The organism is Devosia sp. Leaf420 (assembly GCF_001425445.1).
Taxonomy (GTDB): Bacteria; Pseudomonadota; Alphaproteobacteria; order Rhizobiales; family Devosiaceae; genus Devosia.
On record NZ_LMQU01000009.1, the window covers coordinates 71489 to 87990 of the forward strand.

General features: G+C 62.8%; 16 protein-coding genes. 5 read left to right on the forward strand and 11 right to left on the reverse strand.

The window, feature by feature from the left end:
- Positions 1–61 precede the first annotated feature (61 nt).
- Positions 62–538: an aminoglycoside 6'-N-acetyltransferase gene (gene aac(6') / locus ASG47_RS04855; protein WP_082511578.1), complete on the reverse strand. Its 477-nt coding sequence runs from the start codon at positions 536–538 to the stop codon at positions 62–64.
- Entirely contained in the window at positions 505–1140 is a 636-nt protein-coding gene (locus ASG47_RS04860) for a helix-turn-helix transcriptional regulator (RefSeq protein WP_061907617.1), read from the reverse strand. The genes aac(6') and ASG47_RS04860 overlap by 34 nt, the downstream gene beginning before the upstream one ends.
- 126 nt (positions 1141–1266) lie before the next feature.
- Between ASG47_RS04860 and ASG47_RS04865 the strand changes: the two genes are divergently transcribed.
- Both ASG47_RS04865 and ASG47_RS04870 read left to right on the forward strand, forming a co-directional pair.
- Complete coding sequence (locus tag ASG47_RS04865; protein WP_061907618.1) at positions 1267–1623, forward strand: DUF952 domain-containing protein; 357 nt, start codon at positions 1267–1269, stop codon at positions 1621–1623.
- Complete coding sequence (locus ASG47_RS04870) at positions 1620–2723, forward strand: quinone-dependent dihydroorotate dehydrogenase (protein ID WP_082460890.1); 1104 nt, start codon at positions 1620–1622, stop codon at positions 2721–2723. Before ASG47_RS04865 ends, ASG47_RS04870 begins: the two co-directional genes overlap by 4 nt.
- On the opposite strand, the gene ASG47_RS04875 is transcribed toward ASG47_RS04870, so the two are convergent.
- From ASG47_RS04875 to ASG47_RS04885, 3 genes are read right to left on the reverse strand one after another with little or no spacing between them, the layout of a single operon-like run.
- Positions 2720–2920, reverse strand: coding sequence for a hypothetical protein (locus ASG47_RS04875; RefSeq protein WP_061907619.1), 201 nt, complete (start codon positions 2918–2920; stop codon positions 2720–2722). The two genes, ASG47_RS04870 and ASG47_RS04875, sit on opposite strands and share 4 nt — an antisense overlap.
- The gene (locus ASG47_RS04880) at positions 2917–3591 is read right to left on the reverse strand and encodes a hypothetical protein (RefSeq protein ID WP_061907620.1); all 675 of its coding nucleotides are present in this window, start codon (positions 3589–3591) and stop codon (positions 2917–2919) included. Before ASG47_RS04880 ends, ASG47_RS04875 begins: the two co-directional genes overlap by 4 nt.
- The gene (locus ASG47_RS04885) at positions 3591–3878 is read right to left on the reverse strand and encodes a DUF6460 domain-containing protein (RefSeq protein WP_061907621.1); all 288 of its coding nucleotides are present in this window, start codon (positions 3876–3878) and stop codon (positions 3591–3593) included. Before ASG47_RS04885 ends, ASG47_RS04880 begins: the two co-directional genes overlap by 1 nt.
- A 65-nt stretch (positions 3879–3943) precedes the next feature.
- Here ASG47_RS04885 and ASG47_RS04890 point away from each other — a divergent pair, with 65 nt between their 5' ends.
- Together ASG47_RS04890 and pdeM are read left to right on the forward strand one after the other, a co-directional pair.
- Complete coding sequence (locus ASG47_RS04890; RefSeq protein WP_061907622.1) at positions 3944–6445, forward strand: ligase-associated DNA damage response DEXH box helicase; 2502 nt, start codon at positions 3944–3946, stop codon at positions 6443–6445.
- A gap of 53 nt (positions 6446–6498) precedes the next feature.
- Entirely contained in the window at positions 6499–7206 is a 708-nt protein-coding gene (pdeM, locus tag ASG47_RS04895; RefSeq protein WP_061907623.1) for a ligase-associated DNA damage response endonuclease PdeM, read from the forward strand.
- Between the two features lie 149 nt (positions 7207–7355).
- Here pdeM and ASG47_RS04900 read toward each other — a convergent pair whose 3' ends face one another.
- The 4 genes from ASG47_RS04900 to ASG47_RS04915 all read right to left on the reverse strand — a co-directional run bounded on the left by ASG47_RS04900 (position 7356) and on the right by ASG47_RS04915 (position 10263).
- On the reverse strand, positions 7356–8117 hold the full coding sequence (locus ASG47_RS04900) for a TIGR02186 family protein (RefSeq protein WP_061907624.1): 762 nt from the start codon (positions 8115–8117) through the stop codon (positions 7356–7358).
- A complete protein-coding gene (locus ASG47_RS04905; protein WP_061907625.1) occupies positions 8114–9031 on the reverse strand; it encodes a sulfite exporter TauE/SafE family protein in 918 nt (305 codons plus the stop codon). Before ASG47_RS04905 ends, ASG47_RS04900 begins: the two co-directional genes overlap by 4 nt.
- Before the next feature lie 132 nt (positions 9032–9163).
- Positions 9164–9562, reverse strand: coding sequence for a VOC family protein (locus tag ASG47_RS04910; RefSeq protein ID WP_061907626.1), 399 nt, complete (start codon positions 9560–9562; stop codon positions 9164–9166).
- A 29-nt stretch (positions 9563–9591) separates the two neighbouring features.
- Complete coding sequence (locus ASG47_RS04915) at positions 9592–10263, reverse strand: response regulator (RefSeq protein WP_061907627.1); 672 nt, start codon at positions 10261–10263, stop codon at positions 9592–9594.
- Positions 10264–10436: 173 nt separating this feature from the next.
- Here ASG47_RS04915 and ASG47_RS04920 point away from each other — a divergent pair, with 173 nt between their 5' ends.
- Entirely contained in the window at positions 10437–13925 is a 3489-nt protein-coding gene (locus tag ASG47_RS04920; RefSeq protein WP_061907628.1) for a peptidoglycan-binding protein, read from the forward strand.
- Between the two features lie 54 nt (positions 13926–13979).
- Here the strand turns inward: ASG47_RS04920 and ASG47_RS04925 are convergent, their stop codons facing one another.
- Complete coding sequence (locus ASG47_RS04925) at positions 13980–15533, reverse strand: hypothetical protein (protein WP_156463996.1); 1554 nt, start codon at positions 15531–15533, stop codon at positions 13980–13982.
- A 4-nt stretch (positions 15534–15537) separates the two neighbouring features.
- A complete protein-coding gene (locus ASG47_RS04930; RefSeq protein ID WP_061907630.1) occupies positions 15538–16476 on the reverse strand; it encodes a DUF6384 family protein in 939 nt (312 codons plus the stop codon).
- Positions 16477–16502 lie beyond the last annotated feature (26 nt).

Genomic DNA, 16502 nt, shown 5'->3' on the forward strand with positions numbered 1-16502 from the left:
CCATCCCCTCCCTTCCTCCCCCGCGATGGGGAGGGAGTGGGCATGCCTCACAACCCAGCCGCTACCCCAAAACTTTCCTGAAAAACACCACGCGCTGCGTTTCGGCAAAGCCCAGCGCGGCATGCATCGCAAGGCTTGCTGCATTCTCGGGCGCTGCATCTGAAGCAAATTCAGTGCAGCCTTGGGCGCGGCTCCAGCCTTCGACGGCGGCAATAAGCGCACGCGCCACGCCTTTGCCGCGCGCCTCCGGCACAACGAAAATCCCTTCGAGAAACGCTACCGGCGAAGTCTTGCAGCCGTTGACGTAGTCGCGCCGCAGCGCGGCCTCGGCAAAACCGAGCGCCGCGCCATCCGCACCTCGTGCGATCAGGTTGATCGTCTCGCCGGGATCTTTGAGCAGTTCAGCAATCTCGGCCGCGTGTTCACCATTGCCACCACTGGGCCAAAGCGCCGTGCGCATGGATGTCCAATCGCAGGCGTCACTCGGGACGGCGGGAGCGATCGTTACTGGCTGGCCCAGATGATCCGCGCGATCCATTCGATATCCTTCATGTTCAGTATCCGCGGATCATAGGCGGGATTCAGCGAATGAAGTTCAATCTGGTTGGCCGTCTGGCGATAGAGGATTTTGGCCATGACCTCACCCTCGCGCGTCTTGACGACGACGCGATCGCCGCGCCGCACCTGTTCGGTGGGCGAAACCACGACCCGGTCCCCCTCGCGATAAAGCGGCTCCATGCTATCGCCCTGGATTTCGAGCGCATAAATGCCGGGATCGCCCGGCGTGGGCAGGCTGACCTCGTCCCAACCCTGTCCGGCTGGAAAACCTGCGCTATCGAAAAAGCCGCCGGCCCCCGCTTGGGCCAGACCGAGCAGCGGCACCGTGCGGTAGCGGGGGGCATCCATATGCAGAAACGTGCCGCCCGCGAGAAACGAATCCATCGTCTCTCCCGTCGCTTCGAGCACTTTGGCGATGCTTTCCGTCGACGGCCAACGCTCCCGCCCGTCCTTGCTCACGCGCTTCGAGACATTGAATGCCGTGGCGTCGAGCCCCGCCAATTTGGCGAGCGCCGACACCGATAGGCCATTTCTTTGCGCCACAGCGTCGATACCGTCCCAGAGGGCCCGATGTGAAAGCATGTCACAGCCGTAAAAAGGAGTTCGATTATAGACAAGGAAATTAGTCCTAAACTAGCCCTCTCAACTGGCCCTGTAAAGAGCCGATGCGCGCTTGCCGATCCGCTGCGCCTTGTCTAGTTTCGCGCCATGTCGACACCCGAACTGATCTATAAAATCACCACGCCCGCTGCTTTTGCCCCAGCCCGCGCTTCCGGCAATTTTGCCGGAATGCCGATCGATGCTGCAGACGGCTACATGCATTTTTCGACGGCGAGCCAACTCTCGGAAACGCTACGGCTGCATTTTGCCGGCCAATCGTGTTTGCTGCTCCTAGCGGTCAAAACGGTGGATCTGGGCGATAGGCTCGTCTGGGAACCTTCGCGCGGTGGCGAACTCTTTCCGCATCTTTATGGTGGGCCGCTCGACATCGCCGATATCCTCTGGGAAGAGCAGATCAGCGTTGCTGCGGACGGTTCGTGTCATTTGCCGGCCGGTGTCCAATGATCTTCTCCGCCTTCTCGCCACTGCTGCGCAATGCCGGTTTGGCCAATCTGACGCGCGACGCGCTGTTGCGCATGGACCCGGAAACCGCGCATGGCGCGACGATCACGGCGCTCCGCATGGGTCTTGCGCCGACGCAGGAGCGGCCCGATCCGGCGGAGCTCGCGACCAGCCTCTGCGGTCTCGACCTCAAGAACCCGATCGGCATGGCAGCCGGCTTTGACAAGAACGCCGAAGTGCCGCGCCCATTGGCGCTGATGGGTTTCGGCATGGTCGAGATCGGCACGGTCACGCCGCGCCCGCAGGCCGGCAATCCAAAACCCCGCCTCTTCCGCATTCCGGAAGCCGAAGGCGTCGTCAATCGCATGGGCTTTAACAATGAAGGCCATGAAGCCGCGTTCGAGCGCCTGAAAGGCCTTCGCGTCCCCGCAGCGCTCGGGGTCAATATCGGCGCCAACAAGGACAGCGAGGATTTCGTCGCCGACTATGTCGCGGGCGTCAAACGCTTTGCCGATCTCGCCGATTATCTGACGGTCAATATTTCCTCGCCCAACACGCCGGGTCTGCGCAATCTCCAGGCCGATGAGGCCCTGACGCGGCTGCTCGATGCTGTGCTTAATGCGCGCGCCAAGGCCAAGACCCGCGTGCCCACGCTTCTCAAGATCGCGCCCGACCTCGACGAAGCGGCGATGGATGCCATTGCGCGCGTCATCGGCGCGACCGATCTCGATGGCCTGATCGTGTCCAACACCACCATTTCGCGCGATCCGGTCGCTGGCCTCGAAAATGCCGATGAGATGGGCGGCCTCTCGGGCAAACCGCTCTTCACCCTCTCGACCCAGCGCCTCGCCCAGATGCGCCAGCGCGTCGGGGCGCTGCCGATTGTCGGCGTCGGCGGCATCCATTCGCCGCAGACGGCGCTCGCCAAGTTCGAAGCTGGCGCCAATGCCATCCAGCTTTATTCGGCATTGGTCTTTGGTGGTCTCGATCTCCTGGAGCGCATCAAGGCAGGTCTTGTCACGAGCGTGCGCGCCTCGGGCAAGAAAAACATCACTGATCTTGTTGGCACCAAGACCGATGCCTGGGCCCGCGGCGAGGCTTAAGAACTGACGCCAGAGCAGATCCGCGCCGCTTGTGCTTCCACATCGCGCGGATCGAGCGTCACCGTCAGGTCCTGCCGGAAAATGTCCTCCGAGATGATCCCCACGCATTCGCGAAAGGGGCTCGGCTTGAGCACTACGGCGCATGCAACGATTGCCGCTCCCGCGACGACGGCGAGCGCAATCGGCCAGGTCTTCACTGGGCGACGTCGAGCGTGATGATCACATCTGCTCGTCCCTGCGTTTCCGTGACGCGATCATAATTGGGCAGGTCGTTCCGCTCGATATGGGCGCGGTTGCGCTCCTCGGTAAACAGCCCTTCTTCGCCATGGCGTTTCATCAACCGCGCGCGGACGAGGTCGCGCGGCACGGAGATGAACGCTGCATAATCCAGCAGCGGACGCACCGCGGCCCAATCGTCGTCGTCGAGCAACAGATAATTGCCCTCGACCACCAGCACCTTCACCTCCGGGGGAACGGTAAAGGCATCGTCGACTGTATCCTCGATCTTTCGCGAATAACCCGGACCGCTCATGGCCTCCGTCGCCACCTTGAGCCGGCTGAGGAACTGCGCGAAGTCGCTTGCTTCGAAGGTGTGCGGCGCCCCTTTGAAATCCGTCTGGCCCATGGTTTCGAGCTTGGCGTGCTTCATATGGAAGCCATCCATGGGCACCAGCGCCGCAAGCCCCGGCTGCGCCGCATTAAGCGCCCCAACCAGATCCGCCGCCAGCGTCGATTTGCCGACGCCCGGGCCACCCGCGAGACCCAGCACTATGCGCCGGCCTTCTGCCTTATCGGCCAATTGCTGCGCAATGACCGTCAATTCGGTCAGCGCATCGATCGGGGTCAGCGTCAGCTTGCCGGAGAGCATCAGCGTGCCCGCAACAGACGCAGGACAATCCAGACCGGGATCACGATCGCGGCACCCGTTAGGATATAGGCGCCAAGCTGACGGAACACGCCGCCGCCATCGCGCAGAACATCGCGGATTGCATCAGTCGCGCCGCGCACGAGATCGGCGGCATCGAAGCCAAAGACGGTCATGAGAAAACCGACGAAAAGCGAGATCAGCAGCAGCCTGATGGCTAGCGCCATCGGCCGGTCGCCCAAAAACCGTTCGAGCCCGGAACGCGGGTCGGGGCGTAGGTCTTCTGTCATCGGTTCGCTCCGTTTGGCAGGTTCAAGCCCATCATATAGGCTTTAGCCCGATTTGCAGTAGGTGCTTGTTGTCAACTTTCGTGCCCCCGAGCCTTCCACCTGTCATTGCCAACTGGTTTGCCAAGCGCGGTTGGTCGCCGCGTCAGCACCAGCTCGATGTGCTAGGGAGCTATCAATCGGGCGCGAGCCAGTTGCTGATCGCGCCGACCGGCGCGGGCAAGACCATGGCCGGGTTTCTCCCGAGCCTCACCGATCTCGTCGACGGCAAGTTCGAGGGTCTCCACACCCTCTATATCTCCCCGCTTAAGGCTCTCGCCATCGACGTCCATCGCAACCTCTCCAACCCCATTATCGAAATGGGCCTGCCTATCCGGGTCGAAGCGCGCACCGGCGACACCTCGGCGAGCAAGCGCGCCCGGCAGCGGCTGAAGCCGCCGCACATCCTGCTCACCACGCCCGAGCAATTGGCGCTGCTCATTTCCCATCCCCATGCCGAATTGATGTTTGGCACACTCCGCCGCGTCGTTCTCGACGAACTCCATGCGCTCGTGACCAATAAGCGCGGCGATCTCCTGTCGCTCGGGCTAGCCCGGCTTGCGCGCCTCGCGCCCGAAATGCGGGTGACGGCCCTCTCGGCCACCATTGCCCGCCCCGATCTCCTCCGCGATTGGATCGCCGAACCCGTCCCCAACCGACACACCGATCTCCTCCGCATGACCGGTGGCGCGCCGCCCGAACTTGCCATTCTAGAAACCGAGCAGCGCCTCCCCTGGGCCGGGCATTCGGCGGGCTATGCCCACCACGATCTCTACGAGACCATCAAGGCCCACAAGACGACGCTCCTCTTCGTCAATACGCGCTCCCAGGCCGAGATGCTGTTCCAGGGTCTTTGGGATATCAACGATGACATGCTGCCCATCGCGCTGCACCACGGTTCGCTGTCGGTCGAGCAGCGCCGCAAAGTCGAAGCAGCCATGTCCGAAGGCAAATTGAAAGCCGTCGTTTGTACCTCGACGCTCGATCTCGGCATTGATTGGGGCGATGTCGATCTCGTCATCCAGATCGGCGCGCCAAAAGGCTCCTCGCGCATGTTGCAGCGCATCGGCCGCGCCAATCACCGGCTCGACGATCCCTCCCGCGCGCTTCTCGTGCCGTCCAACCGCTTCGAGGTGCTTGAATGTGAAGCGGCCGTCGAAGCGGTTTCGGAGGGCCATCAGGACAGCGAGGACCCGCATCCCGGCGCCTATGACGTCCTCGCCCAGCACGTTCTCGGCATGGCCTGCGCCGAGCCCTTCTTTGCCGATGATCTCTATGCCGAAGTGATCCGCGCCTGGCCCTATCGCGATCTCGAGCGCAAAAAGTTCGATCGCATCCTCGATTTCGTCGCGACCGGCGGCTATGCCCTGCGCGCCTATGAGCGCTATGCCCGCCTGCGCCAGAACGAGGACGGGCGCTGGCGCCTGTCGCATCCATCCGTCGCCCAGCAATACCGGCTCAATATCGGCACCATCATCGAAGAGCCCATGGTCCGCGTGCGCCTCATTCGCTCCAAGGAGCAAAAGCGTGGGCGGACGACCGGCCCGATCGGCTCAGGCGGTCGCGTGCTCGGGGAAATGGAAGAGTACTTTTTCGGCCAGCTTGTCCCCGGCGACACTTTCGTCTTTGGCGGCGAGATCGTCGCCTTCGAGGGCATCAAGGACAACGAGGCCTTCGTTTCCCGCGCCTTTGCCAAGGACCCCAAGGTGCCGTCTTATTCCGGCGGCCGCTTCCCGCTCTCGACCTATCTCGCGGAGCGCGTTCGCCGCATCATGGATACGCCCGACGAGTGGGATAAACTCCCCAATCAGGTGAGTGACTGGCTGCGCCTGCAGCGCGATTTTTCGGTCTTGCCGCGGCGCGATAGCCTACTCGTTGAAACCTTTCCGCGCGGCTCCAATCATTTCCTCGTCTGCTATCCCTTCGAGGGGCGTTTGGCGCACCAGACGCTCGGTATGCTGCTAACCCGGCGGCTCGAACGCATGCGTGCCCGCCCGCTCGGCTTCGTCGCTTCCGAATACTCCTTGGGCATCTGGGGGCTCGGTGATCTCTCGGCGCTGATCCGCACCGATCGTCTCTCGCTCGACGAACTTTTCGACGAGGACATGCTCGGCGACGATCTCGAATCCTGGCTCGATGAATCCGCGCTCATGAAGCGGACCTTCCGCAACTGCGCCATCATTTCCGGCCTCATCGAGCGCCGCCATCCGGGAAAGGAAAAGTCCGGCCGCCAAATCACCATGAGTTCGGACATCATCTACGACGTGCTCTATCAGCACGAGCCGGACCATATCCTGATCGAAGCCACCCGCCGCGACGCCGCCCGTGGTCTCCTCGATATCGAGCGCCTGGGCCAGATGCTGGCGCGCATCAAATCCCATATCGTCCATAAGCCGCTCACGCAGATTTCACCGCTCGCGGTGCCCATCATGCTCGATATCGGCAAGGAACCCATTTTCGGAGAAGCCCGCGAATCGGCTATGGCAGACGCAGCAGAAGAACTCCTGCGCGAGGCCGTCGGCGAGATTTGAGGATCGCCCCAGCGGGTCCGCCAGACCTTCCGATCGGGTGACGAAGAAACCATATGCTCAGCGCTGCCTCCGATATTTCTCCGCTGGAGTCCCCCGTGCTGCGCTTCGCCGGCCACAATTTCGAGCCTCTCCCCTCCGGCGGCCTTTATTGGCACGCGCGGCAGACCCTGCTCGTGGCCGACCTGCATTTTGAAAAAATGGCGAGCTTTGCGCGCCGCGGCCAGATGTTGCCGCCCTATGATACCGGCATGACGCTGGCGCGGCTCGAAGCCGATCTTCGCCGCACCGGCGCAAAAAAGCTGATCTCGCTCGGTGACACCTTTCACCGCGCCGATGCCAGCGCCTTGCTCGGCGCAGCCGAACGGCTTCGGCTTGATACGATCGTCGAAACCATCGAATGCACCTGGCTTTCGGGCAATCATGATCCCGCCCCCCATGTCATCGGCGGCATGTGCTGCGCCGAACTCGAACTGGACGGGCTTTCGCTGACCCATGAACCGAAGCGGGGCAAAGCGGGTCTCGTTGCTGGCCATCTTCATCCCGCGGCGCGCATCGCTGTGTCGGGCCGCACCGCCCGCAGCGCCTGCTTTGTCCACGACAACCGCCTGATGATCCTGCCGGCCTATGGCAGCTCGACCGGCGCGCTCAACATCCTCTCGCCCGCCTTTGTCGGCCTCTTGCACTGGCCTTCGGTGGAAGTGACGATGCTGGGGCGTGACCGGACTTATCCAGTTTCGCCCAAGCGATTGGTGCGGGGCTAGGATCGGATTTTCCCCCTCACCGACCCGGCTCTGCCGGGCCACCTCTCCCCGAGGGGGAGAGGAATAAAGGGGGCCGCAGTACATTCTTCTCCCTCTCGGGGAGAAGGTGGCGCGCAGCGCCGGATGAGGGGGGAAGCCGTCGAGGGCGGCTACCGCCGGAACAGCACCCCGCCCAACCAGCCGGTAAACAGCGCCAGCACGACGCAGGCGATGCCATATAGCAGCGGTGACTGCGTCGCTGATTGCGCGAGGAACCGCTCGAAATCGATCTTGCGGACCGCAAATCCCTCGGACTTGCGAGCGATGATCTGGCCGTTCTTGAACACATAGGTCTGGGCGATATAGGGCCCGGGCGGTGCGCTGCTCGGCAGGGTCAACTGCGCCGAATAGAACGTGTCGGACATGAACTGGACGCCGTTTTCCTGCACGCCAAACAAGCCATCCTGCGACATCAGGCGGATCAGTTCGCGCCCGAATTCGAGCGTCTTCATGAAGCCGGCCGGGTTCGGCGCCATGGCATGGGCTTCGGGCAGGATGTAGTTTTCATTAAGGAGGTTGATGTCGGCGATCTCGATCAGCCGCTTGCTCGATAGCACATGGAAATAGCTCGGAAAGCGCTTGAACTCGACCTGCTCGGTATTGAGCCAGATGCCGAAATTATGCGTCATCTCGCGCGCGACCCGGTTCTGCGTCGGGCCAAGGATGACGACGACGACGTCGAACGGTCCCTGAACGACGCGCTCCGTCGATCCAGCATCGGGCGCGATCGTGCCGTAAAAAGTCAGCCGCTCGCCGTCAAAGCTCGAGGTGATCTGGATCGTGTCATTGGAAATGCCTGAAACCAGCCGTTCGGCTTGGACGGGCAGGACGGGAAGCAGCAGCGCCAGGATAAAAAGCCAAAGCCGTTTCATCGCGCCACTGCCATCGAGAACACATCGCTCGGGGTCAAGACCAGCGATAGCCCGAAGCGAATAGCGACGGCGAGGACGAGGAGGGCGAGAAGCCCGCGCAATTGTTCGCCGCGCAGGTGCTGGCCTGCCGCAGCGCCAAATTGTGCGCCGGCCGTGCCGCCCACCATCAGGCAGAAGGCGAGGAGAATATCGACGCTCTGGCTCTGCACCGCATGCATGATCGTCGTAGCCGCCATCATGGCAACGACCTGCGCGAGCGAGGTCCCGATCACGACATTGCCGGGCACGCGCAAGAGATAGACGAGCGCGGGCACCATGACGAAGCCGCCGCCAATGCCGAGGAGCGAGCCGACGAAGCCGATAAAGAGCCCGATCAAGAGGACCGGCAGCACGCTGATATAGAGCCGGCTCTTCTTGAAGCGCACGCGCCAGGGCAGGCCATGGATCCAGCTATGCTGGTTGGGCTGTCGGTCGCGAACGACGACGCCCTTGCGCTGCTTGAGGAGCGCGCGCACCGATTCCTGCAGCATCAAGGTGCCGACAAAGCCAAGGAGCACCACGAAGCCGACCGCGATGACAAGATCGAGTTGGCCATTGGCCCTCAGGATCGAGAAGGTCGCAACGCCCCCGAAAGCGCCGAGAATGCCCGAAAGGATGAGGTACATCGCCAGATGCAGGTCGATGCCGCCGCGTCGATAGTGGCTAAGCGCCCCTGAGGTCGAGGCGGCAACGACCTGCCCGGTCACCGATGCAACGGCGACCGAAGTCGGGACGCCGGAAAAAATCAGCAGCGGGGTGAGGAGAAAGCCACCACCGACGCCGAACAGTCCCGACAAGAAGCCGACTGCCCCTCCGATCCCCACGAGGAAAAAGAGGTTCACGGAAAGCTCGGCGATCGGCAGATAGATCTGCAAGACCCTGGGTCCCGTCTGGTCTGGTGTTTGAGCCTGAAGCTAACGGTTAGACCGTCAACAAGTGGTCAAGGTTCCAGAAAAACAGGTCAAAATTTTATCGATCCGTAGGATTTTTTGTGCACCGCCGTTTGGCTAGTTCGCCACAGGCGTCGCCATCAGCTCCCACACATTGCCCTCGGTATCCTCGAAATAGGCCGAATAGCCCCATTCCGATTCCGTGCCCGGGGTAATGATGAGACCGCCACCGATCAGCACGCGCTCGAGGATCGCATCAACTTCCTCGGCGCTCTCCGCGCGGTGGCTGAGCACGAAGCCGGGGGTGCCTTCGAGAGCTTCGGGCTTGCCGGCGGTCAGGGCAATCTGCTCGCGCGGGAAGAGAACGAAGGAAAAATCGTCATCGAAAAAGAAGGCGATGTGATCTTCACCCGCGCCGATCTGCTCATCGGGAATGTCGAACAATTCGCGATAAAACACAAAGGCGCGTTCGAGTTCGTCCACCCCGATGGTGATGATGTTGATTTTCGGCTTCATGGCGCACTCCGGTTTCGCGGTGGCCTCGTCTAGGCTTTTTCTGCCCCGGTGGCAAAGAGCGCTTCGAATTGCCCTTCTTCGATGCGGGCAGCCGCGATGACAGCCTGGGTACGGCTATCGACATCGAGCTTTTGGAGGATGGCGGAGACGTGGGCCTTCACCGTCGCTTCGGAAATGGACAGTTCATAGGCGATCTGCTTGTTCATCAGCCCATCGCTGAGCATCATCAGAACACGGACCTGCTGCGGGGTGAGGGCCGCAAGCCGCTTCATCAGCGCAGATTGTTCGTCCTCGCCGGTCAGGGTCGTGCCCTTAGGTATGAATACTTCCCCCGCGAGCACTGTCTCGATCGCACGCCGGATCTCCGTCGGACCTTCGGACTTGTGAAGATAACCCGAGGCGCCAAGCTCGAAGGCGCGGCGCACGACGGTCGCATCTTCGACCGCGGAAATGATCATTACCGGAATATCGGGATATTGCGCCCGCACCAGCAAGAGACCGGAAAAACCCCGCACGCCCGGCATGTTGAGGTCGAGCAGCACTAGGTCGCAATCGCGGTCGGCATCGAGCGATTTGCTCAACGCGTTGAGGTCGCCTGACTCCTCGACATGCACGGTCGCATCCCCTCCCGCAAGCGTCTGGCGCAGGGCTGCGCGGAACAGCGGATGGTCGTCGACGATGATGATACGGCGGCGAGTCATGGGCGTTTGGAACTCCAGAAGCGATCAAATGACGAGAAAACCATCGTTTCAGGCCTTCAGCATTCGCATAATGCAGCGATGCTTAACGGGTTCTTTACCATGTTTTCCCAAAAGTAACCTTTAGACCTTCGTGCTGCTTCGGCTTGGCACCAGCGAGTTGACAGGGACTGCCCATGGCCCGCGCCTATCCACAATCGGACTACGCAGACGCCGCCCACGAACCGGGAGCTGGCGACTGGCAGGCATTGCGTGGCGAACTGGTCGCCCTGCTCGATCAAGTCGAAAGCCGGTTTGGCGCGAGCGCCTCGCCAGCTAACGGCCTATCGACCCGCGTCAAGCACCTGCGCGATCAGGTCGGCACCCCAGACACCTCCAATCGCCGTCGCGAAGCGCTCAAAAGCGTCAAGCGCGCCGTCGATCGCTTCAATCATCAGGATGACGATGCCGATGATCTGACAGCGGCCATCAATGAAATCCGCTCCCGCCAAGGGCCCGCCGGCGTTTCGCTCCTCGATCGCCGCCCGGCCGATATGCCGGACTATCGCGACCTCTCCGTGCTCGTCTCGGGCATCGGCGATCGCATCGGCAATCTCGAAGGCCAGTTGCGCACCGTCCGCAACGGCTCGGAAGACGTGCGCGAAGTCGCAAGCCAGGTCGAGCAATTGACCCAGGTCGTTGAGCTCCTCGCCGGTGCCGTCGGCGAAACCGGCCAGGTCAAGCGCTTGGAAAAGCAGATCGCGGCGCTCGGCGCCATGATCGAGCAGGGTCCGCGCGTCGATCTCAGCGCCGTCAATGCCCGTCTCGACGACGTGTCCAATACCGTCGCCAAGCTTGCCGAACTCCAGGCCCAGCAGATGGAACGTGAAATCGTGCGCGAAGAACGCGCCGAGGCCGCGCCCAAGGGCAAGTCCATGGCCAAGCTCGAGCCGGCCATGGCCTCGATCGAAGCCAACGTCCGCAGCGTCTATGATCGCATCGATGCGATCGAGCGCAATATGAGCATTTCATCCGGCGATTTCGAACGCCTGACCGGCGAAATGGCCGCTGTCACCCAAGCCCTGCGCGATCACTCCATCAACCCCGACCTCATCGTCTCCCGCGTCGATGCGCTTGCCGATCGTCTCGAACAGAGTGGCAGTGGATCGGGCGACGTGCTTGCCCTCAAGGATGATATCGCCGCGCTCAAGCAGGCCGTCATCACCGGCATGGAGCCGCGCTTTGCAAAAATCGAAAGCCAGATCGAAGCGCTGAGCACCAAGGTCGTGCCGGTCGATACCGGCGCCGTCGAAAGCCAGCTCAAGCGCCTGATGGTCCGCATGGACGAAGCCGGCGCCCAGCTCGACGGCCTTGCCCGGCTCTATCATGATGCCGGCGACAAGCCCGATTTCGAGCAGCTCGCTACTCTCGTCGCCGAACGCACCAGCGACGCCATGAGCCGCAAGGCGCCTGCGCCGGTCGCCATGTTCGGCCCGGAAAGCCTTAAGACCATCGAAGATCGCATTTCGAGCCTCGTGCGCTCGGTTTCGAAGACCCCCGACGCCGACACTCTTGCGCAGCTCATCGCCGAAAAGGCGTCGGCCGCCGTCGCCAAGTCCGGCGCCACGGCGCCCGCGTTCAATCCCGAAGGGTTTGAAGCGCTCGAAAAGCGCATGACCGCCGTCTTCAACACCGCTGGCAAGGATACCGCCGAACGTCTCGCGCGCCTCGAAGCGGCCCTCGCCTCGCGCAACACCGCGCCGACCGGCGCACCGCGCGCCGAAGCGCCGGCTGCTGCACCGGCCCCCAAAGCCCCGACCTATGTCGAGGACGACGATCTCGACGTCCAGTCCTCGCGGCTTGACCAACTCCTCTCGCGCCTCGATGCCCGTCAGCGCGACGATGCCATGCCGGCCAATCCGGCAGACGAAGCGCCGCTGGTCGATCGTGGTTTCAAGGAGGCGCCAAAAGCCGAGGCTGCGCCTGCCGCTGCACCACGCCCCGCTGCCAAGCCTGCGCCCAAGGCCGAAGTGCGCCCCGAAACTCCCGCTTTCGATCCCGAAAAGGTCGAGCGGCCGCCGCGCCCGCAATCGAGCTTTGCAGCCGAAAAGGAAAGCTTTGGCGCCCCACGAGTCGACGTTGCACCCTCTGTCGAAGCGCCGCAGACCAATACCAGCACCTTCGTTGCCGCTGCACGCCGCGCCCAGCGCGCTCGTCAGGAACTACCCGCTGCGCCCTCGGGGTCGGATTCGATCATCGGCCGTGCCCTGGCGCGCGTAAAGCCGCAGCCCAAGGCTGAAGCCGCTGCTGTCGAAACGCCCGTGGCGCCCAAGCCGGAAAAGCGCCGTCCGCGCAAGCCTGCGCCGGAAGTCGCTGCACAAAGCGCCGAAGACACCGATGAAGCTCAGCCAAGCTTCCTCGTTCGCCATCGTCGCCCGCTTCTGCTCGCGGCAGCCGTCGTGGCCGTGTCCATGCTGACCCTCAATCTCGTCTTGCAGCGCATGCGCGAGGATACGGCGGCTCCTGCAGCGGTCGAATCGACCGCGACCGACGCAACGCCGGAAGTCAGCTCGCTCACTATTCCGGTTGATCCCGCGCCCTCGACCCAGACCTCCGAACTGATCGCTCCGCGCGTTATCGATATGGTCGATGCCACTTCGGTCGGCGCCATCAATCCGGGCGAGCGCATGTCGTTCTCGCGCGCCCCGGAAGTCACGCCCATGCCGCCGGCGCTTTTCGCCGAACAGGCCAAGCCGCTGTCGACGACGGCTGAATCGGTCATCGAGGAAAACCCAGTCATCGGCGCGGTCAATCCTGCCGTCCAGGAAACCTTCGATCTGCCGCCCGAAGCCGTTGGCCCCGAGGCCATGCGGCAGGCGGCAGCAGATGGTGACGCCCGCGCCCAATTTGAAATCGCGGCCATCTATACCGAAGGCCGCGCCGTCCCGGCCGACCCCAAGGAAGCGGCCGTCTGGTACGAACGCTCCGCAGCCCAGGGCTTTGCTCCGGCGCAATACCGTCTCGGCAGTCTCTATGAAGCGGGTACGGGGGTCGACAAGGACCTCGATATGGCTCGCCTCTGGTATCAGCGCTCCGCCGATGCCGGCAATCGCATGGCCATGCACAATCTTGCCGCGCTCTACGCCAGCGGCCAGCTTGGCGATCAGCAGTTCAACCAGGCCGCCGAATGGTTCGAGCGGGCCGCACAGCGCGGTATGACCGATAGCCAGTTCAATCTCGGCATGCTCTATGCCCGCGGCCTCGGCGTCGAGCAGGATTTCGAAAAGTCCTACAAGTGGTTCTCGCTCGCCGCCAAGCGCGGCGACGCGGATTCGGCCAAGGCCCGCGACGATATCGCCAAGTCCCTGACGGCGGATGCCGTCAGCCGGATCACCGCCGAAGTCGATGCCTGGAAGGCCGAGCCGATCGAGCTCGAAGCCAACTTTGCACCCATCGGCACCTGGATGAAGGATTTCAATCCCGGCGACGCGATCACGAGCAAAGAGGTGATCGCCCGCGTTCAGGAAGTGCTGACGCGCCTCGGCTACGATATCGGCAGCCCAGACGGCGTCGCCGGTCCCAAGACCGCCGAAGCGATCAAGACTTTTGAACGCGGCACCGGCATGAACGAAACCGGCAAGATCAATCCTCGGCTTCTTGCGGTCCTTGGCAGTCAACCTGTCTGAGGCGCAGCCAACAAAAAGCCCCGCGCGAGCGGGGCTTTTTGTATTGGCACGATGCTAAAATCCGCCGCCTGTCTTGAAGCCGCCGTGCTTTCGCGTCCCGGAGCTACCAGTCCGCGGCCTCGAAAACCCGCCGCCGCTGCCGCCACTGCTCGAGCCCCCGCCGCTCCAGCCGCCACCGAACCCGCCGGGCGCTCGCGGCTTGCGATTGCCCGACGATCCACCGCCGCCGCCAAAGCTGTTGTCGGGCCAGTTGAAGCCGCCGCCGCCCTCCCAGGGCGAGCCACCTTGCCGTGACGAAGAATTGCCTGCGCCCCATTCGCTGCCCGGCGTCCAGTTCTGGCTCTTGCGCCACTGGTCCCAATAGCTTGCCGCCGAAATGCCGCCGCGCAGGAAATCGTTGAGCAGATCACCCACGAGCCTGTCCTCGCGGAAGGTCGAGCGCGGATCGTCGAACCGCTGCTTCTTGAATTCCCACTGGATGTCTTCGAGCTCACGCCGCCGCGCCGCAAGCGTCCGGGCGCGATCGCGAAGGTCGCGGCTTTCTTCTTCTTCTTCGCGCATGCGTGTGCGCGCATCATCGATCTGGGCAACGATCGTATCGTCCTGACCAGTGCGCGTGCGGCGCGCTTCGGCGAGAAGCGTCTGGATATCTTCTTGTCCCAAGGCAGCTGCGAGCGCGGCCGCGGCCGAACTCAGCACGGGATTGTCGCTGCCATTGAGGTCCTGCAACGACTGGGCCGCGGCATCGCGCTTGTCTTCGGCTTCGACGATTGCGGCATCGATCGCATCGACATCGGCCTGCGCCTTTGCCCGCGCTTCGCGCAGCGGTTTGCCGCCGGCCGCATCCGCCGCGGCATCGGCAAAAGCGGCGAGCTCGCCTTCTGCTGCTTCCGCGCCCGCCGCTTGCCGCTCGGCATGTTCGCGAAGGCGAAGCGGGATATCGTTGAGCATGGCATAGTTTGGCCGTGCCTTGGCAAAGCCGACAAGCCCCGCAACGAGGCCATCGAGATAGCGCGTGAGATTGCCGCCACGATAGGCGCTGGTCCCAAAGCCATTGTCCCAGAGATAGATGAAGAGCGGATCGTCGCGATAGGGTTTGCCCTTTTCCTCGCGATCGGCTTCCGCCTGCTTGGTCTTGTCGAGCGATTGATCGGCAATTTCGGCTAGTGCCGCTGCGGCCGTGCGTTTCTCGATATAGGCCGGATCGGCCTCGAGCCGCACTGCGACCTCTTTGAGAAGCGCGTCGAGCGCCTGCTGTTTTTCAGCCAGCACGGCGACGGCATTGGCGCGCCGCTCGATCAGCGACACGCGCCCGGCCTCAAAGCCGTCGAGCGTCTTCTGTGCGCCTTCGATAGCCTTACCATGCGTTTTCAGCGTCTCGCGGGCGCGCACTTCGGCACTCGAAATCCGTCCGTCCAGTTCGCGCTGGATCGATGGGTCGAGCCGCAATTGCGCAAGCTGGCGGAACAGCTCCGCCTCGCTTTCCTTGACCTTGGCGATGACTTCGGAGGAGCGCGCCAGCCGGCGGGAGATTTCATCTTCTTCGCGGCGAATATCGCGCATTGCCTCTTCAAGGCTGGCGAGAGCCTGTGGACCGCCTATGCTCATGCCATCACCACTGCGTCACGGTGCCCTTGAGCACCGGCATCTGATATTCCACCTCGAGGAAACCGTCCGATTTCCGGCCCACTTCATTGGCCTGGATGATGCCATCGTCGCGCTTGTCGGCGGCGACAGCATTATAGACGCCTTCCGAGACGCGCTGGCCCCATTGCGCAACGACCTCGGTCTTGCCAGTTTCCTCGTTGAGAATGGGCAGGCTCAAAACCTTGCCATCGGGATCGATGGCTTCGACGACGAGATAATAATTGGTCGCGTCGGTGTTAATTTCCGGAAAGGTCCAAAAGCCCGATTGAACGTCGGAGCGATTGACGACCTGCACCACGTATTCCTGGCGGAGTTGATCGCGTAGTGCCGTAAGCCGCGCGACGATATCTTCGGCGCCAGTGCGATTGCCTTCGGCCGCAAAAGCCTTGCCGCGGCTGACGAGGCTATCGGCCTGCACGACGGCCTGCTGCACCTTGGTCTCATCGAATATGGTCTTGTAGAGAGCATCCATCTGGGCCGGTAGGCCCTCGCTCAGTTCCACCTGATCCTGATGAGCGCGACCTTCCGCGAAGGGTCGAACGACCCCGAAATAGCCAATGGCAAGGACTACAATCACGCCCACGACGATAAGGGCAGGGCGCCCCCAGCGCTTGCGGCTGACATAGAGGCGCGCCAGCGTCGTCTTGAAGCTTGGCGATGGCGGGTCATAGGCAAAGCGGCTTTCGGCCAGCGCCTCGACGCCTTGCTTGAGGATGTGATCGGGCACTTCGATGCCCTGCTGGCGATAGATCTCGCGCAGGCGTTCGATTAGCTGCGCTTCGCGCGCCGCGCCGTCGAGTTCGCGCACAGCCAGATCCTGTCGATGGCGCAGTGTGTCCACCACGTCCATCGCCAGCATGACTTCATCGAGAGGGGCAGCCGTCTTGGCCGTCGCGTCACTCATCCTCTGGGCCTATGTCTCCACCGGGC

Coding starts and splice junctions, on each gene's coding strand:
- ASG47_RS04860 (WP_061907617.1), bottom strand. CDS start 1,140: ATGCTTTCACATCGGGCCCTCTGGGACGGTATCGACGCTGTGGCGCAA.
- ASG47_RS04865 (WP_061907618.1), top strand. CDS start 1,267: ATGTCGACACCCGAACTGATCTATAAAATCACCACGCCCGCTGCTTTT.
- ASG47_RS04870 (WP_082460890.1), top strand. CDS start 1,620: ATGATCTTCTCCGCCTTCTCGCCACTGCTGCGCAATGCCGGTTTGGCC.
- ASG47_RS04880 (WP_061907620.1), bottom strand. CDS start 3,591: ATGCTCTCCGGCAAGCTGACGCTGACCCCGATCGATGCGCTGACCGAA.
- ASG47_RS04885 (WP_061907621.1), bottom strand. CDS start 3,878: ATGACAGAAGACCTACGCCCCGACCCGCGTTCCGGGCTCGAACGGTTT.
- pdeM (WP_061907623.1), top strand. CDS start 6,499: ATGCTCAGCGCTGCCTCCGATATTTCTCCGCTGGAGTCCCCCGTGCTG.
- ASG47_RS04900 (WP_061907624.1), bottom strand. CDS start 8,117: ATGAAACGGCTTTGGCTTTTTATCCTGGCGCTGCTGCTTCCCGTCCTG.
- ASG47_RS04910 (WP_061907626.1), bottom strand. CDS start 9,562: ATGAAGCCGAAAATCAACATCATCACCATCGGGGTGGACGAACTCGAA.
- ASG47_RS04915 (WP_061907627.1), bottom strand. CDS start 10,263: ATGACTCGCCGCCGTATCATCATCGTCGACGACCATCCGCTGTTCCGC.
- ASG47_RS04920 (WP_061907628.1), top strand. CDS start 10,437: ATGGCCCGCGCCTATCCACAATCGGACTACGCAGACGCCGCCCACGAA.
- ASG47_RS04925 (WP_156463996.1), bottom strand. CDS start 15,533: ATGAGCATAGGCGGTCCACAGGCTCTCGCCAGCCTTGAAGAGGCAATG.
- ASG47_RS04930 (WP_061907630.1), bottom strand. CDS start 16,476: ATGAGTGACGCGACGGCCAAGACGGCTGCCCCTCTCGATGAAGTCATG.